The organism is Archangium primigenium (assembly GCF_016904885.1).
Lineage (GTDB): Bacteria > Myxococcota > Myxococcia > Myxococcales > Myxococcaceae > Cystobacter > Cystobacter primigenius.
On record NZ_JADWYI010000001.1, the window covers coordinates 1,121,117 to 1,142,169 of the forward strand.

The following is a 21,053-nucleotide window of genomic DNA, read 5'->3' on the forward strand; positions in this document are numbered from 1 at the left end:
TCCGCGATGAATGGCCGACACGCCGGGCACGTCCCACCGCATGAGGCCTCTTCCCGGCTCGGGATGAGTGTAGGTGTGCCTCCGACGTGCAGCACCCCACCCCGTGGAACGAGGAGTCACCGCCATGTTGTCGTCCCGCCGCGCCGCCCTGCTCTCCGCGCTGTTGCTCGGCCTGCCGCTCACCGCCGGAGCCCAGCCGCGTCCGCCCCCCGCCGCCACGCCCGCGGCCACGACGCAGGAGCGCACCATCCGCGTCGAGGGCCGTGGCGAGGCCAAGGCGGCGCCGGACGAGGCCTTCATCGACTTGGCGGTGGAGACCCAGGCGCCCACGGCCCAGGCGGCCTCCGACGCCAACGCGAAGAAGATGGAGAAGGTGCTCGCCGCGCTCGTGCAGGCGGGCCTGGTGCGCAAGGACATCGAGACGAACAACTACGCGGTGTACCCGGACTACGCACCCAACCCGCGCGGGGACGCGGCGCCCAAGCAGGTGGGCTACCGGGTGAGCAACAACGTGCACGTGCACGTGCGCGACCTGAACCGCGTGGGCCCGTTCCTGGACGTGGCGCTCAAGGCGGGCGCCAACCGCGTGGACTCGGTGAGCTTCGGGTTGAGCAAGCCGGAGGTGGTGCGGGACGCCGCCCTGCGCGACGCGGTGGAGCGGGCGCGGCAGTCCGGCCAGGTGCTCGCGGCGGCGCTGGGCGTGAAGCTGGGCGCGGTGCTGGACGCCAGCACCATCTCCGAGCCCGTGCGTGTCTTCCCGCTCATGCGCAGCGCCATGCCCCAGAGCGCCGAGGACTCCGCCGCCTCCACGCCCATCCAGCCCAAGGAGCAGACGGTGGAGGCGACGGTGACCGTCATCTTCGCCATCGACGCGGGGAAGTAGCGCCTACTGCGGCAGGTCCGCGCCCCGGCGCGCGGCGTCCCAGGTGCCGGCCACGTTGGGCGGCATCTCCCGGCCGATGCGCTCCGCCAGCCGCTCGGTGATCTGCGAGTGGATGGCGGAGAAGACCACGTGCAGCACCAGCCGCACCTTCTCCGCATCCACCTGCAGGTGCTCGGCCACGTCCAGGTAGAAATCGTCCTTCTCGAAGCGGCGCGCGTTGGCGCTCCGCTCCTTCCAGCAGTGCTGGAACTGCTGACGCAACGCCTCGGGCAACTGCTCCTTCATCTCCTGCACGAGCCCGCCGGGAAGCCGCTCGCACAGCGCGCAGATGATCGCCTCCGCCGCGTCGGTCGGCGGGTATTCGGGGACATCGCGGTTGATGCGCGCGAAGAAGGACTCCGCGCTCGTGCCCACGCCCTCACCCGACCAGGACTCCGTCACCTGAGTATGTGTCATCGGTCTGTCCGCCTCCTGTCCTTGTCAGATTGGAGACGTGGACCCCGGACGGCAGCGGGCGGGCCCTATTTGGCCGGGAGGCCGCCTGGCCGCTGTCCGGGCGGCGGACCGGCGTACAGGTCGATGACCTCGGTCAGTGCCCGCTGGCACACCGAGCAGAAGGGCACCCGGTCCCGGGTGAACATCACGCAGTCGAGCTGGGGCCGGTAGTACCCGCGCGCCTCGTACATGGCGCCCTCGAACGCGCCCGTCTTGCCCGCGGCGGGGTCCTCCTTGAAGAAGCGCTCCTCCCAGTCGCGCTGGGCGGTGAAGAGCGCGTCCATGTCCGCCTCGGGCCGACGCTCGGCGCGGATGCGGCGGCGCTGGGTCTGCACCTCGCGCGCATGGGCCTCGTACTCGTCCTTCTTCCAGGGCGTGGGCAGGGCCGTGCCCGCCGCCACCAGGTCCTTCCACTTGAGGGCCGCGGGGTCGTTGAGCGCGGTGACGTTCTTCTCCCACGGCTCCACGCGCTCCTCGCTCGGGGCGTAGGCGGTCTCGGAGGTGTAGTACTCGTCGGCGAGCCCCGCGAAGTGGTGCCCGAACTCGTGCACGAAGACGTAGGGGGACCAGAGGCTGTCGGCGGCCACCGTGCTGTACAGCCCGAAGATGCCGCCCCCGCCGTAGGTGTTGCCGTTGACGAGGATCTCCACGAACTCGTACGGGGCGAACGCGGCGATGTCCCGGAAGCGGCGGTTCTCGAAGGTGAGCACGTAGCGCTCGCTGCCGAAGGCGTCATAGGTGGCGCCCACGGGCGAGTCCCGGTGCACGCCCGTGGAGGGCCGGGAGATGCCGGACTGGCGCGCCGCCGGCATGAGCCCCCAGACGTTGAAGTCGCGCTTGCGCTCCTTGAAGGGCGCGTAGGTGAAGAGCATGTCCACGAGCCGCCGGGCGTCCTTCTCGAACTTCGCGCGCTCCTTCTCCGTGTACCCGTCCCCGAGGATGAGCAGGTCCACCTTGTCCGCCGGGGCGCCGCTCTCCAGCAGCTTCACGAGCGGGCCGGGCGAGGCCGGGGGCGTGGGGTCCACGAACATGTCCGCGGGGTCCACCGTGAAGCTCCACACCTCGCGAAAGGTGTTGTCCTTGGCGCGCTTCTTGAGCAGCACCTGCACGGGCTTCTCCGGCGCGGGAAAGCGCAGGGACTCGTGGAAGGTGCGGTTCATCTCGCGCGCCTCGGGCGTGCTCTCCCACTCGCCGTAGATGGACGCGAAGCCCCGGGAGAACAGGAGCCGGTTGCTCTGCCGGTCCCGCACCTCGAAGAGGTACTTGCCGAGGTTGGTCTCGTCGACGGCGCGCTGGGGGCTGCCCGGCCAGGGCAGGGGCTCCACCACCAGCCGGTCGGGGCTGAAGCGCTCCTCGGTGGCGTTGCCGGTGTGGAAGTAGTCGACGCGGAAGGTACGGGGGCCGGGCGGGCTCGGAGGGCTCGCGGCCAGCAGCAGGGCCAGCAGGAGGTTCATGGCCCGGCACGCTACCCGATGCCCCGCCCCCTCAGAACCGTCCGGACAGCGAGGCCCCCACGCCCTCCGGCCCCGCCAGGACGCCCACCGTCAGGGGCTCGGGCGTGGGCGCGGCCAGGGACAACACCGCCCCCGTGGCGAGCGCCACCCCCGAGCCGACGAGCAGCCCCGTGAGCCACTGGCCCTTGGTCTCCAACTGGCGCACGAGCGCCCGGCCCTCCACGTCCCCGGCCTCGACCCGGCCCTGGGCATTGAGGTGGCCGCGCTGGAGTTGGCGCCAGTCCGCCTCGGCCGACAGCCGCACCACGCCCGCGCCCGCGAGCGCCGCCACGCCCGTGCCCAGCGCCACGTAGGACGCCACGCGCGCGCCGGACACGCCCGGGGCGGCCTTCACCTCCAGGGGCGAGGGCGGACGGGCCTCGGCCGTCTTCTCCCAGGGCGGCTGGAGATCCGGCCGGGCGACGACGAGGCTGGGCTGGGTCTTGCCCGTGGTGATGAAGTCCACGAGCGCGCCGAGCGCCTCCGCGGGTGCCTCCAGCCCCTGGGTCTTGAAGCCCCCCTCGCGCAGCTTCTGGCCCCCCTCCACGTTCATCACCGTGGCGGCGAGCCACTTGGGTCCACTGCTGGCGCCCTCCAGCCGCACCACGATGACCTCCTCGGCGCCCAGCGTGCCGCCCAGGCGCACCGCGTGCGACAGGCCCCGCTCGCCCTCTCCGGCCGTGGCGATGCAGGGCAGGGGCTCGGCGGAGAAGGCGCCCTCGTGCGCCAGGTCCACCAGCAGGGGCAACTCCTCGCCCTGGGCCACGAGCTGGCGCGGGAAGCTGCGCGCCCCGTCCTTCTGGAGCGTGAGCGAGTAGGTGCCCGGCGGCACCTCCAGCACGAGCGGCGTGGGGCCCACGCTCCGCCCGTCCAGGAAGACCTCCGAGGCGGGCAGGGTGCTCTGCACCGACAGCCGTACCTTGGGCGCGCGCGCCAGCTCCTTGCGCAGCTTCTCGAAGGCCTGCCGCGTGGACGGCGTGTAGTAGTCGGGATCCAACGGGTGCAGGGGGTCCAGGCTCAGCACGTGGCGGAAGGCGTCGTCGCTCTCCTTCACCCGCCCGAGCGAGCGCAGCGTCATGCCCTGCAACAGCCAGGCATCCACCGCGAGCCGCCACCGGGCCTCGCCCCCGGGCAGCCGCGCCACCTGACGCAGCACGTCGTCGAGCGTCAGCGCGCTCCGGGTGTACTGCGCCTCGTAGAACTGGCCCTGGGCGGCCTCGAACCGTCGCCGGATGTCCTCCAGGCTCCCCGTGGGCTGCGGCAGGAGCCGCGCGGTGACCTCCGCCGCCGTCAGCACCTCCTGGCCCGGCCGGGCGGCCAGCGCCTGCGCGAGGGCCTGGGTCTGACTGCTCAGGGTCGCGTCCTTGCAATCGCCACTGGCGAACACGGCGCGGCGCGGCGCGGCCAACGCCGTGCCCCCCAGGAGGAAGGCGAGGGCCCACACCATCGAAGACGACAGGGAAGAAAAGGTCATGGTGACGGGCCGGAATGCAGGGGGTGTTCCCACCGCCCATAACACCCACCGGGCGGGACCCAAACGCCGTCATTCCAAGACCTTGGGCGGGTCCGGCGCACCCTACCCGCCACGGTGTCCCCCCGACGGGCGTCTCATTCCTGGACGGCGCCATCCCGTCTGCCCGGCGAGGAGGCCCTGGCCGTCGGGTCACGGGGGCGCGGCGCATCCCCATCTTCCTGGAGGAGGGGAGGGTGGGACTCGGCCTCCATGACACAGCCATGACATGGAACGAGAAGAGTGGGACGTCATGAACCTCGCCGTGATGGTCAACCTGCATGCGCGCCGTGGCTCCGAGCGGGTCGGGGCCCTGGTCCAGCGCCTGTTTCCCCGGGCGCGGCTGGCCCTCACCCACTCGCTGGAAGAGGCCCGGACGTGGATCGACCAGCAGTTGCGCCCCAACCCCCCCACGCTGCTCCTGGCGGGCGGCGGGGATGGCACCATCACGGGCCTCATCAACGCCATGCGCGAGCAGGGGCTGGCGCTGCCGGCCATCGGGGTGCTGCCGCTGGGCACGGGCAACGCGTGGGCGCGCGTCACCGGGGCGCCCAAGCCGTCGGTGGCGCTGCGCCGGCTCGCCGCGCTGGGCGGGGCCCCGCCGCCCCTGCGGCCCTTCTCGCTCGTGAGCCTGGACGGACGGCTGGCCCCGTTCGCGGGCACGGGCTGGGACTCCGAGGTGTTGCAGGACTTCAAGGACCAGCTGTCGAAGTTTCCCCCCGGCCCCCTGCGCCAGGCGAACGCGGGCCTGCGCGGCTACATGGGCGCCCTGTTCTCGCGCACCATTCCCCGGCACCTGTTCGGCGACTCGGACCTGCGGGTGAAGGTGTACAACCTGGGGGCGCCCGCGCTCACCGTGGACCTGCGTGGCAACGTGGTGCCCCTGCCCCGAGGCGAGACCGGCGCGCTGCTCTATGACGGCCCGGTGGGCATCGCCGGGGCGGCCACCACGCCCGAGTTCGGCTTCGGCTTCAAGGCCTTCCCCTTCGCCCAGGCCGCGCCCCACCGCCTGTCCGTGCGCGTGTACGGCGCGAGCGTGTCGGAAGCCACGCGCAACATGTTCAAGCTGTGGCGCGGCGAGCACCCCCTGCCCAACATGCACGACTACTTCGTCGAGCGGCTGCGCATGGACTTCAACCGCGAGGTGCCCTTCCAGATGGGGGGCGACATCATGGGCATGCGCCGCTCGCTGGAGTTCTCCCTGGCCGAGGAGTCGGTGCGGCTGGTGGACTGGCGGAGGCTCGGCCGGGCGGAGTGATTCGCCGCTGGCGCGAGGGGGTGTCCCCGGGACACGATGGGCGGACGCCCCCTCCCCCGAAAGGCGAAGCCCGCGCATGAGCCATACCTACGAATACCCGCGTCCCGCGTTGACGGTGGACTGCGTGGTGTTCGGCCTGGACGACGAAGCCCTCAAGGTGCTGCTCATCCGCCGGGGCGTGGAGCCCTTCCAGGGCCGCTGGGCGCTGCCGGGTGGTTTCGTGCGCATGGACGAGTCCCTGGAGGACGCCGCGCGCCGCGAGCTCCACGAGGAGGCGGGTATCCGGCCGGGCCTGCTCGAGCAGCTCTACACCTTCGGCGCGCCGGAGCGCGATCCGCGCGGCCGGGTGGTGAGCGTGGCCTACTTCGCGCTGGTGAAGCTGTCGGACCACCGCGTCCACGCCGCCACCGACGCGCGCGAGGCCGATTGGTTCCCCGTGCAGAAGACGCCCAAGCTGGCCTTCGACCACGCGGAGATCCTCGACACCGCGCTCGCGCGGCTCAAGGGCAAGGTGCGCTACCAGCCGGTGGGCTTCGAGCTGTTGCCGCCCAAGTTCACCCTCACCCAGCTGCAGCGCCTGTACGAGACCATCCTCGAGCGCGCGCTGGACAAGCGCAACTTCCGCAAGAAGCTGCTCGCCATGGACCTCTTGGAGGAACTCGACGAGGTGGAGCAGGGCGTGTCCCACCGCGCCGCGCGCCTCTACCGCTTCGACCACAAGAAGTACAAGCAGCTGGAGAAGGCGGGCTTCAACTTCGAGTTGTGAGCCCCGCGTTGACATGGTGTTGAAGTGACACTAAGTTGGTGTCCGTGGAACACGGATGCCCGGTGTCCTTCCGGGCGAGGAGCGCCATGTCCTCGTTGCCCTTCGAGTCCGCCGCCGCCACCGTCCTGGGTCGGGAGCACGCCCGGGTGGGGCGCAACAGCCAGGATGCCTTCCATACCCGCGCGAGCGCGCATGGCCTCGTGGCCGTGGTGACGGACGGGTGTGGCAGCGGGGCCGCGAGCGAGGTGGGCGCGCGGCTGGGCGCGTGGCGCGCGGTGGACACGGCGCTCACGCTGCTCGCCGAGGGCGTGGGCCCGGACGCGCCTGGCTTCCTCTCGCGCCTGGAGGCGGACCTGGTGGGCTTCCTCAAGGGGCTCGCGGGGCAGCTCGGTCCCGAGGCCGTGGGCGAGGCGCTGCTCTTCACCCTGGTGGGGGCCGTCTGCACGCCGTCGTGCGTCCTCGTGTTCGCCGCGGGAGACGGGCTCTGGGCGCTCAACGGCGAGGTCCACCGGCTCGGGCCCTTTCCCGGCAATGCGCCGCCCTACCTCGGTTATGGCGTGCTGCGGCCGGGCCTCGTGGGCTTGAAGCCCCTGGCCCTGCGGCCCACGGAGGCGGTGGAGTCCCTGCTGCTCGGCACGGACGGGGCGGTGGACCTGCTGGACGAGCCCGGGGGACCCCTTTCCCGGTTCTGGCGCGAGGACCGGTACTTCGCCAATCCGGACGCGCTGCGGCGCCACCTGGCGCTGCTCAACCGCGAGACCGTGCGCGCGGATTTCCCGGGTCGGCGGCTCGTGCGTGAGACCGGACGGCTCGGGGATGACACCACGCTCGTCGTCCTGCGCCGTGTCCCGGGGCGGGCCTGACCTCATGGACGTCTATCTCGAGGGCAAGCGGCTGCGGCTCAACCCCTCCAAGGCCCTGGGCAAGGGCGGCGAGGCGGATGTCTTCGATCTGGGCGATGGGCGTGTGCTCAAGCTCTTCAAGCCCCCCGAGCACCCGGACCATGGCGCGCTCGTGGCGGAGCAGGACGCCGCGCGGGCCCGGCTCGTCGAGCACCAGCGCAAGCTGCCCGCGTTCCCCAAGCACCTGCCGCCGCGCGTGGTGTCGCCCCAGGCGCTCGCGACGGACAAGGGAGGGGGCAAGGTGGTGGGCTATGCCATGCGCAAGCTCGACGCGGCCGAGCCCCTGCGCCGCTTCGGCGAGCCGTCCTTCCGCCGCGCGGGCGTGCCGTCCTCGCGGGTCGTCACGCTCTTCCAGGACCTGCACCGCACGCTCGGCGCGCTCCACGGGAGCGGCGTGGTGGTGGGGGACTTCAACGACTTGAACGTGCTCGTCATCGGGGACGAGGCCTGGCTCATCGACGCGGACAGCTTCCAGTTCGGGCCCTACCTGGCCTCCGTCTTCACCGAGCGTTTCCTGGATCCCCTGCGGCTGGGGAGCGCCGGGGCCCTGGTGCCCGCGCGGCCCGCGTCCATGGACAGTGACTGGTATGCCTTCGGGGTGGCGCTGATGCAGAGCCTCGTGTGCGTGGGGCCCTATGGCGGCGTCCTGCCCAAGGTGACGCCCACCGAGCGCGTGCTGCGGCGGCTCACGGTGTTCCACCCGGACGTGCGCTACCCGAAGCCCGCCACGCCGCTCGGGGTCCTCCCGGATGACTTGTTGCACGGCCTGCACCGGGTCTTCGTGGAGGATGCCCGGGGGCCCTTTCCGTGGCCGCTGCTCGAGTCCCTGCGCTTCCACGTCTGCGCGTCGTGCGGCGTGGAGCACGCGCGGGCCACGTGTCCCACCTGCCGGCCGAGCGCGGTGCACACGCCCACGCCCGTCACCACCGTGCGCGGACAGGTGGTGGCCACGCGCCTGTTCTCCACCGAGGGCGTCGTGGTGCACGCGAGCGTCGAGGAGGGCGTGCTCCGGTGGCTCGTCCACGAGCGCGGGGCCTGGCGGCGCGAGGACGGCGCGGTCGTGCTCCAGGGGCCGCTCCAGGCCTCGCTGACGTGGGCGATCCACGGGGCGTCCACGCTGGTGGGGCAGGGGCCGGAGTTCACGGTGCTCGCGCCGGGACGGCGCCCCGAGCGGCTGGGGGTGGATGCGCCCGAGGGACGACCGGCCTTCGCGGCCAACGCGCGTCACCGCTACTGGGCCCACGCGGGCGTGCTGTGGCGGGACGGGACCTACGGGCCCGAGCGCCTGGGGGACGTGCTCGAGGGGCAGACGCGGCTCTTCGTGGGGCCGCGCTTCGGGCTGGGCTTCCACCGGGCGGGGGCGCTCAGGGACGCCTTCGTCTTCGACGCCGAGCGGCCGGGCCTCAAGGATGGGCTCAAGCTGCCATGGCCCTCGGGGCGGCTGGTGGACGCGGAGGCCGTCTTCGAGGGCGCGCTGTGCTGGCTGCTGCTCGCGGAGGAGACGGCGGGCAGGACGGTGCACCACTGCGTGGTGGTGGGCGCGGACGGAGGCGTGAAGGCGAGCGCCACGGCCCTGGCGGGAGACGGCTCGTGGCTGGGCACGCTCCGGGGCAAGTGCGCCGCGGGCGAGGCCCTGTTCGCCGCCACGGACACGGGGCTCGTCCGGGTGGCGCTCCAGCAGGGGCAGCTCGTGCCCGTGCGGGAGTTTCCCGACACCGAGCCCTTCGTCGACGCCGACACCCGGCTGTTGCTCACGACTCAGGGGCTCGTGGCCGTGGGCCGCCAGGCGGTCACGCTCTTGCGCATGTCCTGAGGTCTTCCCGGGCCGTGTCCTCCTCGGACAGGGCCTCGTCCGGTTTGACAATGTGTAACTTGGACACTATGTTGGTGTTGTCGAAACACGAAGCGGAGGTCGCCACGATGAAGACCGTCACGAAGCTCCAGCCGTTGCCGCTGCCGTCGTTCTTCCAGCCCGCGAACGCGGCGTCGTTCGGGTACGGGCCCGATGCCGGGCGGCTGCACACCGAGGCGGGCGCCTGGCGGGGCGCGCACGGGCTCTCGGCCGCCGCGACGGACCGCTTCAACCTGCACCTGCTGCTCATCGACGTGCAGAAGGACTTCTGCTTCCCCGAGGGCTCTCTCTACGTGGGAGGCCGCAGCGGCCGGGGCGCCCTCGAGGACAACCGCCGCATCGCCGAGTTCATCTACAAGAACCTCGGCGCGCTCACGAACATCACCACCACGCTGGACACGCACTTCGCCTACCAGATCTTCTTCCCCTCGTTCTGGGTGGACCAGGACGACCAGCCCCTCACCGCCCACCGGGAAATCACCCGCGAGCAGCTCGAGCGCGGTCAGGTGCGCCCCAACCCCGCCATGGCCAAGTGGCTGTGCGGCGGCAACTACCCCTGGCTGCTCAAGCAGGTGAAGTTCTACTGCGAGGAGCTGGAGCGCGCGGGCAAGTACACGCTCTACCTGTGGCCGCCGCACTGCCTGCTCGGCGGGGACGGCCACGCGCTCGCTGGCGTGGTGCAGGAGGCGCGGCTCTTCCACTCGTTCGTGCGCGGCGCCCAGTCCTGGGCCGAGGTGAAGGGCGGCAACCCCTTCACGGAGAACTACTCGGTGCTGCGGCCCGAGGTGCTCACGCGCCATGACGGCCAGCCGCTCGCCCAGCGCAACACCCAGTTCCTCAAGACGCTGCTCACCTCGGACGCGGTGGTCATCGCGGGCCAGGCGGCGAGCCACTGCGTGAAGAGCTCCATCGACGACCTGCTCGGGGAGATCCTCGCCCAGGACGCCGCGCTCGCGCGCAAGGTCTACCTGCTCACCGACTGCATGTCCGCCGTCACCGTGCCCGACGGCAAGGGTGGCTTCCACGCGGACTTCACCCCCCAGGCGGACGCCGCGCTCCAGCGCTTCGCCGACGCCGGCATGCACCTGGTGAAGTCCACCGACCCCCTCGCCGCCTGGCCCGACCTGCACCTCGCCTGACGTCCCGAAGCCCGAAAGGAATGCCCGCCATGAGTTCTCCTCACATCACGCAGCTCCTCGAGGACGCCCACGCCGAAGGGGTCCTCAGTCCTTCCAGCCTCCAGGCCCTCACCGTGGTGGACCTGGGCGCGCAGATCCAGGCCGGACTCGGCGTGGGAGTGGACGACGTGCAGGCGAGCGAGGTGGTGCTCGTCACCGTCATGCCCGACGACTCGGGCTCCATCCGCCAGGCCGGGCACGCGCGCACCGTGTGCGAGGGCCACAACCTCGTGCTCGACGCGCTGCTCGCGAGCCAGCAGAAGGACGGCATCCTGTTCCACACCCGCTACCTCAACGGCACGGTGCTCAACCCCTTCCGGCCCCTGGTGGACGTGGTGCGCATGCACGGCAAGAACTACGACCCGGACCAGGGCACGCCCCTCTATGACCAGGCCGTGGTGCTCTTGGGCACGGTTCTCGCCAAGGCGCAGGAATTCACCCGCAACGGCGTGGCCGCGCGCACCGTCACCCTGCTCATCACCGACGGCGCGGACTGCCACTCGCAGCGCGCCCGGGCCCGCGAGGTGGCCGCGCTGGTGAACGACCTGCGCCGCGCCGAGGGCCACATCGTCGCCGGCATGGGCATCGATGACGGCACCACGGACTTCCGCCGTGTCTTCCGGGAGATGGGCATCGAGGACAAATGGATCCTCACTCCGGGTCAGAGTGCCCAGGAGATTCGCGCGGCCTTCCAGGTTTTCAGTCAATCAGCGGTTCGCGTGAGTCAGGGCGCCGCCACGTTCAACGCCTGCTCGCTTGGCGGCTTTGGGGCGTGACACAGCGAGCCCGGGTCTTTCTTCGCATTCAGTGACTCACCTGATGGCCGGGATGTCGGTAGCATGCGCGCCCTTCCCGGCCTGTCTGGCCACAGCACTGGAACCAGCATGCATCTGAAGACCCGACACCTGACCCTCGCTGGCGCCCTCGCGGCGCTGGCCCTGACCGCCTCGTGTGGTGAGGACACGCCGTACACCCCGCCCACGCGCGATCCCGAGACGCCGCTGCCCCCGGTGAACGTGCCGCCCGTGGCCTTCACGCTCCAGGTGCTGCACGGCTCGGACATGGAGTCGGGCGTGCCCGCCACGGACACCGCGCCGCTCTTCTCCGCGGTCATCCGCGCGCTCGAGGAGCAGGACCCCACGCACACCCTCAAGCTCGCCAGCGGCGACTTGTGGCTGCCCGGCGTGTTCTACAACGCGGGCGGTGATCCGGAGCTGGCCAAGGTCGCCAGCGTGGGCGTGGCCAGCCCGGGTCGGGCGGACATCGCCATGTTCAACGAGATCGGCTTCCACGCGGCCTCGTTCGGCAACCACGAGTTCGACAGCGGTCCGCGGGAGATCAGCAACATCATCACCGCCTCGGGGGCCTGGTCCGGCACGAAGTTCCCCTACCTGAGCGCCAACCTGGACTTCAGCAACAGCGACCTCAAGGGGGCGGTCGTGGCGTCGGGGCAGACGCTCGACGCGGCCAACCCGGGCACGAGCCTGCACAACAAGGTGACCAAGAGCGTCATCTTCACCGTGGACGGCCAGAAGATTGGCGTGGTGGGCGCCACCACGCCCCAGCTGCCGCGCATCTCCTCGCCGGGCACGGTCGTCACCGCGCCGACCGACTCGGCGAACTACGACGAGCTGGCGAGCATCATCCAGGCCGAGGTGAACGCGCTGCGCACGGCGAACCCGGACCTGAACAAGGTCGTCCTCATGTCGCACATGCAGCAGTACACCATCGAGGTGGACGAGCTGCCCAAGCGCCTGGACGGCGTGGACGTCATCGTGGCGGGCGGCAACCACGCGGTGTGGACGGACTCCAACGACACGCTCTTCCCCGGTGACGTGCGCGAGGGCGAGTACCCGGTGTGGAAGACGTCCAAGACGAACGAGCCGGTGGCCGTGGTGAACGTGGCCTCCAACTGGCGCTACGTGGGCCGCTTCAACGCCCTGTTCGACGACAAGGGCCTGCTCATCCGCGCGCGGCACGACGTGACCAAGAACGGCGCCTATGCCTCGACCGACGCGGTCGTCAAGCAGCTGGGCGCCGAGTCCAAGGTGAACGCCGGCGTGAAGACGGTCGCCGACGCGGTGAAGGCGGTGGTCAACTCCAAGGACGGCGCGCTGTTCGGCAAGACGACCGTGTACCTCAACGGCCTGCGCCCCTCGGTGCGCACCGAGGAGACCAACATGGGCAACCTCTTCGCCGACGCGTGCGTCTGGTACGGCAAGACGGTGGACGCCACCACGGTCATCTCCCTGGCCAACGGCGGCACCTTCCGTGACGCCATCGGCACGGTGGGCACGGGCGCCACGCCCACCTACGGCCCGCCCGCGGCCAACCCCTCGGCCAAGAAGGAGACGGGGGACATCAGCCAGCTGGACATCGAGAACAGCCTGCGCTTCAACAACCCGCTGGTGCTCGTCACGGTGACGGCCACGCAGCTCAAGGAAGTGCTGGAGAACGGCGTGTCCCGCGTGGCCCCGGGCGCGACCGAGGGCCGCTTCCCCCAGGTGGGCGGCCTGCGCTTCGAGTACGACGCGAGCAAGACCGGCCAGGTGACGGGCAACGACGGCAAGGTCACCACGGCGGGGCAGCGCGTGCGCAAGGTCGTGGTCACCAAGGCCGACGGCACCGAGGACGTGGTGGTGGACAACGGCGCCGTGGTGGGCACCGCCAGCCGCACCTTCCGCATGGTGACGAGCACCTTCCTCGCCGGTGGCGGTGACGGCTACCCGTTCAACGCCTACACCGCCACGCTCAACCGCGTGGAGCTGACCGACAGCAGCCCCGCGTCGTTCACGAGCAAGGGCCGCGAGCAGAACGTGTTCGCCAGCTACATGGCCGCGACCTACCCCAAGACGGGTCCGGGCTACGGCGTGGCGGACACCGCGCGCGCCGAGGACAAGCGCGTCGTCTACCTGGGCCCGTAAGGCCCGGTCGTGAGGGCCCGTGACGGGAGGGCGAGCGCTCGTCGCGCCGCTCTCCCTCCGGGTCCCCCCAGGGCGGGGGCCAGGGCAACCAGCCCCCGCCGGGTGCATCTTTTCACGCGGAGCGGGACCCGGCCGCGGTCGAGGGACATCCTGCTTCCCACGGAGCCCTTGCCATGAGCCTCAAATGGGTCATCACCGCGGCCGTCGCCCTGCTGGCCGCGCTCTCGCTGGCGGCGGCCTCGGCGCTCATCGTCCTGACCACGTACCTGCACCGCACCACGGTCAAGATGGGCGAGGCCGTCGAGGGCGTGCGAGCCGCCGAGGACTTCGAGGTCTCGCTGCTCACCTTCCACCGGCTCCAGGCCTCGCGCCGCCGGGGCGAGCCCGTGGTGGAGTCGCAGGTGCGTGCCGCGGAGAGCACCCTGCTCTTGCAACTGGAGAAGGCCCTGGGCGAGTCGCAGTCGGAGGAGGAGCAGGCGCTGCTGGCCTCCGTGCAGACGACCTTCAACGCGTACCTGGCGGCCCAGTCGCGGGCCCCGGACAACACGCCCCCGGGGATGACGAACCTGGAGCTCAACACCCGCCTGGAGGCCACGCTCACCCCGCTCAACCACCTCATCGCCCTCAACATCAACGAGGCCCGCGCGGACCAGGCCGAGGCGGACCGGTGGGACCAGATGGCCAACGAGGTGGGCGTGGGGGTGGCGTTCCTGCTGGTGCTGGGCGGGGGCGTGCTGCTCGTGTGGATGCGCCGCTCGGTGTTCCGCCCGCTGCTCGGGCTCAGCCGCGCCATCCACCGCTATGGCACCGGGGACCGCGCGCTGCGCGCCCCGCTGGAGGGCCCCACCGAGCTGTGCGAGATGGCGCGCACCTTCAACGAGATGGCCGACACGCTGGACCACCAGCGCGACGCCCAGCTCGCGTTCCTGGCCGGTGTGGCGCACGACCTGCGCAACCCCCTGTCCGCGCTGCGCATGTCCGCCGCGCTCGTCACCTCCGGGCGGGTGACCGAGGAGCGGATGCAGAAGACGATGGGCCTGGTGCGCCGGCAGGTGTCGCGGCTGGACCGCATGGTGGGCGACCTGTTGGACGCCACGCGCATCGAGGCGGGCCGCTTCGAGCTGAGCCTGGAGGATCGCGACGTGCGCGAGCTGGTGGCCTCCGTGGTGGAGCTGTACGAGTCCGGAGGCGGCTCGCGCGAGCTGCGCCTGGTGATGCCCGAGGAGCCCGTGCGCCTGCGCTGCGACGCCACGCGCGTGGAGCAGGTGCTGCACAACCTGGTGAGCAACGCGCTCAAGTACTCGCCCGAGAGCAGCGGGGTGGAGGTGCAGGTGCGCCACGAGGGCGACGAGGCGTGGCTGTGCGTGGTGGACCAGGGCATCGGCATCTCCCCCGAGGAGCTGACCGGGCTGTTCGCGCCCTTCCAGCGCACCGGCCGCGCGCGCGAGAAGGCGCCCGGGGTGGGCATTGGCCTGTCGGTGGCCCGGCGCATCGTGGAGGCGCACGGCGGCCGCATCGAGGTGGAGAGTCAGCCGGGACGGGGCTCCACGTTCCGCGTCCGCCTGCCGCTGTCCCGCGCGGAGCAGGACACCCCCGAGCCCGAGGCGAAGCCCGAGCCGCCGGATCCCTCGGGTTCCGTGCACTGACGGGTATTTTCCCGCACCTCGGACTCGACGACGGCGACACCTTTGCGCGACTGTGTGGGCCCCCAACCTCACAGGAGTGTGAAGTCCATGAAGACGTCCCTCAGCCGCTGGCTCCCGTCCGCCCTCGTCGCGCTGTCCCTGTCCGCCTGTGGTGGCGAGCCCGAGGAGCAGAACAACACCCCCATCGACTCCAACCCCCCGCGCTCGAGCGCCTGTGACGCGGACACGTACCGGCTGGCCAACGCCGACGCCCAGTCCCCCACCCAGGCCGAGGTGAGCACCAACCTGTTCGCCATCTCGGATGCCAACCCGAAGGTGGTCTGGAACGCCGAGCACACCGCGGTGCGCATGGTGGTGTGGACGACGTTCGGCGGCTACACGCCGGGCGTCAACAAGCTCACGCGCGACCTGTTCCTCACGCCCGCGCCCCAGCTCCAGGAGGCGTGCAAGGCCTGGAGCCAGACGGGCAACGAGCGCGTGGCGCGCATCAACCAGTACCTCGGCCTGCCCCCCGCCTCGGAGGGCGACTATGCCAACCGCAAGCTCGTGGAGATTTGGGTGAAGCCCGCGGCCCTGTTCCGGCCCTGCCCGGACGCGCAGATCGACGACGCCACGTGTGGGCTGACCTTTCCCGCGGACGTGACGAGCGCCCACCGCAACTGGCTCTCCAACTACTGGGGCGGCAGCTACAACCCCTGGGCGAGCCAGCAGTACCCCTTCACGGGCCTGGGCTACACCTATGACTGGTGCAGCGGCGAGACGACCCACGTGGGCGCCAGCGAGTACGTCGTGCTCACGGGCAACGAGGTCGAGGTGATCGGCTACACCACGGCCGACGCCTACTGCGCGAAGTAGCCCCCCCCCCCGCGCGGCCGGAGGGCGGGTGCGGTAGAACCCACGCCATGCCCGCTTCCCTCCGCCGTGTCCTCCACGCCGCCCTGCTGGCGGTGCTGGTGCAGCCCCTGGGCTGCGCCACCAGTCTCGTCTCACAGAAGGAAGAGGAGCGGCGCTTGCGCGCATCCGACGACGACAGCACCCGGCCCGCCCCGCGCTGGGGCCTCGTCATCCACGGGGGCGCGGGCGTCATCTCGCGCGAGTCCCTCACGCCCGAGCGCGAGGCCGCCGTGCGCGCCGCGCTCACCGAGTCCCTCCAGGCGGGCCATGCGGTGCTCGCCCGGGGCGGCTCGAGCGTGGAGGCCGTCACCGCCGCCATCCGCGTGCTGGAGGACTCGCCCTACTTCAACGCCGGCAAGGGCGCCGTCTTCACCCACGAGGGGAAGAACGAACTGGACGCGGCCATCATGGACGGGCGCACCCGCGAGGCGGGCGCGGTGGCGGGTGTGCGCCACGTGAAGAACCCCATCCGTCTGGCGCGCGCGGTGATGGAGAAGTCCGCCCACGTGATGCTGTCCGGCGAGGGCGCCGAGGCCTTCGCGCGCGAGCAGGGCGTGGAGCTCGTGGCGGCGGACTACTTCCGCACCGAGGAGCGCTGGCAGTCCCTGCAGCGCGCGCTGGAGGCGGAGAAGAAGGGCACGGCCGCGCCGGAGGAGTCGGGCCAGCCGCAAGCGCCCACCCAGCCCACGCCCGGACAGCCCCAGACGCGCGGCCCCTCGGCCCTGGAGGACCACAAGTTCGGCACCGTGGGCGCGGTGGCGCTGGACCAGGCGGGCCATCTCGCCGCGGGCACCTCCACGGGTGGCATGACGAACAAGCGGTTTGGCCGCATTGGCGACTCGCCCATCATCGGCGCGGGCACCTACGCGGATCCCCGCTGCGCCGTCTCGGCCACCGGCCATGGCGAGTACTTCATCCGCTACACCGTGGCGCGCGACATCTGCGCCCGCGTGGAGCTGCTGGACCTGCCGGTGCTGGAGTCCGCCAACCAGGTCGTCCTGGAGGTGCTGGTGCAGGCGGGCGGGGAGGGCGGCGTCATCGCCATGGACGCCCAGGGCAATGTGGCCATGCCCTTCAACTCCTCGGGCATGTACCGCGGGTACATGGGCCCCGAGGGCACCCCCTCGGTGGCCATCTTCAAGGCGCCCTGAGTTCTCAGGCCGGCGCGCCCACGCCGCCGGGAAGCACCGAGGCGAGCCAGCTCTCCATCTGGGCGCGCGGCAGCACGCCGCTGCGCCGGGCGACTTCCTGGCCCCCCGAGAAGACGATGAAGGTGGGGATGCCCTGGATGCCGAGCTGGCGGGCCGTGGGGGCGTCCTGATCCGTGTTGAGCTTGAGCACGAGGAGCTGGCCCGCGTGGGTCCGCCCCAGGGAATCGAGCAGGGGCGCGGCGGCGCGGCACGGAGCGCACCAGGGCGCCCACAGGTCGAGCAGCACGGGCACCGGCGAGCCGTTCACGGCCTGCCACAGGGCCTCGCCCTTCACCTCCTGGGGCTCGCCCGTCAGGTCGAGCGCGTGCTGGCAGCGGCCACAGGTGGGCCGGCCCTCGGGCGCGGGGTGGGGCACACGGTTGAACGCACCACACGACAAGCAGCGGAACATGGACGCCTCCCGGAGTCTCGTTCCGCAAAGGTAGGAACGCGGCGGACGGCGGGAACGGGCGTGCCCGGTGAGCGCCCGCCTGGCTAGTCGTCCATGCTCATGTAGGCGCGCCTGGCCTCGACCGAGTAGAGCCGGTCGTCCGGCAGGACATAGGCGGTGAGCCGCCGCCCGTAGACGCAGCCCGAGTCCAGGCCGATGGCGAACGGGTAGCGCTGCACGCCGCGCAGGGCGTCGTGGCCGAAGATGACGAGCTCCGGGCCCTTCCACAGGCTCGCCCACGGGTAGCCCGCCTCCAGCTTCTTGGAGGGCTCGCCCTCGGGCGTGATGCTGCGCAGGTTGAGCAACAGCGCCGGCTCCTGCTGCTCCACCGGCACACCCGGCACGAAGCCCCCGTGCACCACGCGGACGTTGAGCTCGGGAAAGTGCAGGTGCAGCGGCAGGGATTCCAGAAAAGCCCAGTCCTTGGCCGTGAGCGTCTCCAGCACCTGCTTGTGCTCGGGTTTGAGCTTCTTGCCCTTGGGCATCAACCCCTGGTGCCAGCGCAGCACGTGCTCGTCGTGGTTGCCCCGCACCGCGAGCATGCCCCGCTCGCGCGCGCGGCGCAGCACGCCCGCCGAGTCCGGCCCCTTGGCCACGAGATCGCCCACCAGCACCACGCGCTCTCCGGGACGGTACGCACACACCTCGAGCAGCGCGTCGAGCTCGTCGGCGCAGCCATGCACGTCACCGATGAAGAGGGTCCGGGGGCTCACCGGTGCTTTGCTACACCGCGCGGGCGTCCTGGGCTAGATCCCACCCATGCCCCGACTCCGCTGGTGTCCGCCGCTCGCCTTGCTGGCCGCCTTGTTGGCGTGTGCCTCCCGTCAGTCCCCTCCTTCCGAGTCCCCGCCGCCCTCCGCCGCCGAGGCGAAGGCGCCCGTGTCCCCCACGCTGCGCCTGCCCACCCACGTGCGGCCCACGGGCTACACGGCCGAGCTCACCCTCGACCCGGCCCAGCCGACCTTCCAGGGCGTGCTCGACATCGACCTGGACGTGAAGCAGGGCACGGACGTGGTGTGGCTGCACGGCCATGATCTCACGGTGAAGGAGGCCACGCTGAGCGTGGGCGGGGCCTCGGTGCCGGTGCGCCAGACGAAGGGCGAGGGGGACTTCCTCGGCTTCGTGCCCGAGCGGGCGCTCGGGCCCGGCGCCGCGCGGCTGCGGCTCGTGTACGAGGGCAACCTCTCCACGCGCGAGACGATGGGCGCCTTTCGCAGCCAGGAGGCCGGCGCCTGGTATGCCTTCACCCAGTTCGAGGCGCTCGGGGCGCGGCGCGTCTTCCCGTGCTTCGACGAGCCGGGCTTCAAGGTGCCCTGGCAGCTCACCTTCCACACGCCGAAGGGCTACACCGCCGTCACCAACACGCCGCAGGTGGCCGAGGAGCCCGGCCCCTCGGGCACCACCACGTGGCGCTTCGCGCGCACCCAGCCCCTGCCCAGCTACCTCATCGCCTTCGGCGTGGGCACGTTCGACTTCGTGGAGGCCAAGCCCTCGGGGCAGAAGGCCGTGCGCACGCGCATCATCACCCCCAAGGGCCGCGGCGCCCAGGCGGCCTATGCCGCCCAGGTGACGCCGGAGATCCTCGCCCACCTGGAGCGCTACTTCGGCATCCCGTACCCGTACGAGAAGCTGGACGTGCTCTCGGTGTCGCTGCTCGGCGGCGCCATGGAGCACCCGGGCCTGGTGACCTTCAACTCGGAGTCCCTGCTCTCGCCGTCCGCCGAGGACTCGGTGGAGTTCCGGCGCGGCTTCTACCACACGCAGGTGCACGAGCTGGCGCACCAGTGGTTCGGCGACCTGGTCACCATGGCGTGGTGGGATGACCTGTGGCTCAACGAGTCCTTCGCCTCCTGGGCCACGGTGCGCATCGTGTCCGAGGCCCAGCCCTCCTGGGACGAGCCCGTGGGGCGCGTGCGGGGCCGCTCCTTCGCGCTCGGCACGGACTCCCTGGTGTCCGCGCGCCGCGTCCGCCAGCCCATCCAGAGCGAGAACGACGTCTTCAACGCCTTTGACGGCATCACCTACGGCAAGGGCTCGGCGGTGTTGTTCATGACGGAGGCGTGGCTGGGCCCGGACGTCTTCCAGCGCGGCGTGCGGCGCTACCTCGCCGCCCATGCCCACGGCAACGCCACCGCCGAGGACTTCCTCTCGGCGCTGTCCGCCGAGGCGGGCCAGGACGTGTCCGGCGTGCTCTCCTCCTTCCTGGAGCAGGGCGGCGCGCCGCTCGTCACCGCGCGGCTGGACTGCGCGGGCAAGACGCCCCAGGTGGCGCTCTCCCAGAGCCGCTTCCTGCCCCTGGGCTCCCAGGGCGACAGCGCGCGGCGCTGGAAGGTGCCCCTGTGCGTGCGCTACCCCACCCCGGGGCAGCCCGAGCGCGCCTGCACGGTGCTCGAGGCCGAGCAGGCCGTGCTGCCCCTGCCCAAGGCCCAGGGCTGTCCCGCGTGGATCATGCCCAACGCGGACGGGGCCGGGTACTTCCGCACCGCCCTGGACGCGCGGATGCTCGGGCGCCTGTTGTCCACCGACGCCCGCGCCCTCTCGCGCACCGAGCGCGTGGCCCTGCTCGGCGACGTGCGGGCCCTGGTGAACAACGGCGCCATGCCGGCGGCGGACGCGCTGGGCCTGATCCCGGGACTGGCCGGGGAGAAGGATCGGCAGGTGTTCGAGGCGTCGCGCGAGCTGCTGGGGCTGCTCAACCCCGGCATGCTCTCCGAGAAGAGCCGCGAGGACCGCGCGCGCTTCCTGCGCGAGACCTACGGCGCGCGCGCCCGGGCGCTCGGCGTGGCGCCCCGCGCGGGCGAGGACGAGGACACGCGGCTCTTGCGGCTGCAACTCTTGCGGCTCGCGGGCGAGGAGGGCGGAGAGCCCACGCTCGTGGCCGAGGCCCGGAAGCTGACCGAGCAATGGCTGGCGGGCCAGACGCCCACGCGGGACGAGAACCTGCTGGAGACGCTCTTGGACGTGGCCAGCGCGAACGGTGACGCGGCGCTGCACACGCGCCTCGTCCAGGCCATGCGCGCCGAGCCGGACCGCAAGCGACGCGAGCAGTACCTCGGCGCGCTGCGTGCCTTCTCGGAGCCCGCGCTGGTGAAGGAGAACCTCCAGCTCCTCTTGGACCCCGCGTTGGACATGCGCGAGGTGGGCTGGCTGCTGTACTTCGCGGGCATGGAGCCGGGCGCCCGGGACCTGACGTTCGACTTCGTGAAGCAGCACTACGACGCGCTCGTGCGGCGTCTGCCCGAGGATCGCGTGGACATGCTCGCCGCGGCCCTCTCCTCCTTCTGCGACCCCGTCCACCGCCAGGAGTTCGCCGCCTTCTTCGAGCAGCGCATGGCGCACGCGCCCGGCGGCCCGCGCACCTACGCCCGGGGCCTGGAGCAGATGGACCTGTGCATCGCCTTCAAGGCGGCCCAGGGCCCCGGCATCGAGGCCTTCCTCGCCACGCGCCGTCCCGCCAAAGCCACGCATCGCTGAGCCTCCCCGCGGGACCCCTCCCCTCGGGGTGGGGTCCCTTTCCAGTTCAAAACAGTGACTCCCTTGAAAACCTGGATAACTTGACCTGTATGGGAAGTCTTCTTTAGGTTGGGAGGTGGTTGGAGCGAGGGACGACG

At 71.6% G+C, this 21,053-nt stretch carries 17 protein-coding genes; 12 read left to right on the plus strand and 5 right to left on the minus strand.

The window, feature by feature from the left end; genetic code table 11:
* The first annotated feature begins 124 nt into the window (after positions 1-124).
* Complete coding sequence (locus I3V78_RS04850) at positions 125-883, plus strand: SIMPL domain-containing protein (RefSeq protein WP_204485142.1); 759 nt, start codon at positions 125-127, stop codon at positions 881-883.
* Positions 884-886: 3 nt separating this feature from the next.
* Here the strand turns inward: I3V78_RS04850 and I3V78_RS04855 are convergent, their stop codons facing one another.
* The 3 genes from I3V78_RS04855 to I3V78_RS04865 form a co-directional block, all read right to left on the minus strand.
* On the minus strand, positions 887-1,339 hold the full coding sequence (locus tag I3V78_RS04855; RefSeq protein WP_204485143.1) for a DUF2267 domain-containing protein: 453 nt from the start codon (positions 1,337-1,339) through the stop codon (positions 887-889).
* A 65-nt stretch (positions 1,340-1,404) separates the two neighbouring features.
* Complete coding sequence (locus I3V78_RS04860; protein ID WP_204485144.1) at positions 1,405-2,832, minus strand: IgA Peptidase M64; 1,428 nt, start codon at positions 2,830-2,832, stop codon at positions 1,405-1,407.
* Between the two features lie 31 nt (positions 2,833-2,863).
* A complete protein-coding gene (locus I3V78_RS04865; RefSeq protein ID WP_204485145.1) occupies positions 2,864-4,345 on the minus strand; it encodes a PEGA domain-containing protein in 1,482 nt (493 codons plus the stop codon).
* A gap of 289 nt (positions 4,346-4,634) precedes the next feature.
* On the opposite strand from I3V78_RS04865, the gene I3V78_RS04870 reads away from it, so the two are divergent.
* The 10 genes from I3V78_RS04870 to I3V78_RS04915 all read left to right on the plus strand — a co-directional run bounded on the left by I3V78_RS04870 (position 4,635) and on the right by I3V78_RS04915 (position 16,952).
* On the plus strand, positions 4,635-5,639 hold the full coding sequence (locus I3V78_RS04870; RefSeq protein ID WP_239576297.1) for a diacylglycerol/lipid kinase family protein: 1,005 nt from the start codon (positions 4,635-4,637) through the stop codon (positions 5,637-5,639).
* Positions 5,640-5,715: 76 nt separating this feature from the next.
* Positions 5,716-6,405 (plus strand): NUDIX hydrolase, encoded by a 690-nt coding sequence (locus tag I3V78_RS04875; protein WP_204485147.1) that lies wholly within the window; start codon positions 5,716-5,718, stop codon positions 6,403-6,405.
* 86 nt (positions 6,406-6,491) lie between these two features.
* On the plus strand, positions 6,492-7,268 hold the full coding sequence (locus tag I3V78_RS04880) for a protein phosphatase 2C domain-containing protein (protein ID WP_204485148.1): 777 nt from the start codon (positions 6,492-6,494) through the stop codon (positions 7,266-7,268).
* 4 nt (positions 7,269-7,272) lie between these two features.
* A complete protein-coding gene (locus I3V78_RS04885; protein WP_204485149.1) occupies positions 7,273-9,120 on the plus strand; it encodes a hypothetical protein in 1,848 nt (615 codons plus the stop codon).
* 107 nt (positions 9,121-9,227) lie between these two features.
* The gene (locus tag I3V78_RS04890) at positions 9,228-10,298 is read left to right on the plus strand and encodes a cysteine hydrolase family protein (protein WP_204485150.1); all 1,071 of its coding nucleotides are present in this window, start codon (positions 9,228-9,230) and stop codon (positions 10,296-10,298) included.
* Positions 10,299-10,327: 29 nt separating this feature from the next.
* The gene (locus I3V78_RS04895; protein ID WP_204485151.1) at positions 10,328-11,113 is read left to right on the plus strand and encodes a hypothetical protein; all 786 of its coding nucleotides are present in this window, start codon (positions 10,328-10,330) and stop codon (positions 11,111-11,113) included.
* 108 nt (positions 11,114-11,221) lie between these two features.
* The gene (locus tag I3V78_RS04900; RefSeq protein ID WP_204485152.1) at positions 11,222-13,261 is read left to right on the plus strand and encodes a bifunctional metallophosphatase/5'-nucleotidase; all 2,040 of its coding nucleotides are present in this window, start codon (positions 11,222-11,224) and stop codon (positions 13,259-13,261) included.
* A gap of 173 nt (positions 13,262-13,434) precedes the next feature.
* Positions 13,435-14,907, plus strand: a complete 1,473-nt coding sequence (locus tag I3V78_RS04905; RefSeq protein ID WP_204485153.1) for a HAMP domain-containing sensor histidine kinase — start codon at positions 13,435-13,437, stop codon at positions 14,905-14,907.
* Between the two features lie 87 nt (positions 14,908-14,994).
* The gene (locus I3V78_RS39015; RefSeq protein WP_239576298.1) at positions 14,995-15,762 is read left to right on the plus strand and encodes a hypothetical protein; all 768 of its coding nucleotides are present in this window, start codon (positions 14,995-14,997) and stop codon (positions 15,760-15,762) included.
* A 47-nt stretch (positions 15,763-15,809) separates the two neighbouring features.
* Positions 15,810-16,952 carry an isoaspartyl peptidase/L-asparaginase family protein gene (locus tag I3V78_RS04915; protein ID WP_204485154.1) on the plus strand — a complete coding sequence of 381 codons (1,143 nt, stop codon included), beginning with the start codon at positions 15,810-15,812 and terminating at the stop codon, positions 16,950-16,952.
* Positions 16,953-16,956: 4 nt separating this feature from the next.
* Here the strand turns inward: I3V78_RS04915 and I3V78_RS04920 are convergent, their stop codons facing one another.
* Together I3V78_RS04920 and I3V78_RS04925 are read right to left on the minus strand one after the other, a co-directional pair.
* Positions 16,957-17,403 carry a thioredoxin family protein gene (locus I3V78_RS04920; protein WP_204485155.1) on the minus strand — a complete coding sequence of 149 codons (447 nt, stop codon included), beginning with the start codon at positions 17,401-17,403 and terminating at the stop codon, positions 16,957-16,959.
* A gap of 83 nt (positions 17,404-17,486) precedes the next feature.
* Positions 17,487-18,155: a metallophosphoesterase gene (locus I3V78_RS04925; protein WP_204485156.1), complete on the minus strand. Its 669-nt coding sequence runs from the start codon at positions 18,153-18,155 to the stop codon at positions 17,487-17,489.
* Between the two features lie 46 nt (positions 18,156-18,201).
* Here I3V78_RS04925 and I3V78_RS04930 point away from each other — a divergent pair, with 46 nt between their 5' ends.
* A complete protein-coding gene (locus tag I3V78_RS04930; RefSeq protein WP_204485157.1) occupies positions 18,202-20,916 on the plus strand; it encodes a M1 family metallopeptidase in 2,715 nt (904 codons plus the stop codon).
* Positions 20,917-21,053 lie beyond the last annotated feature (137 nt).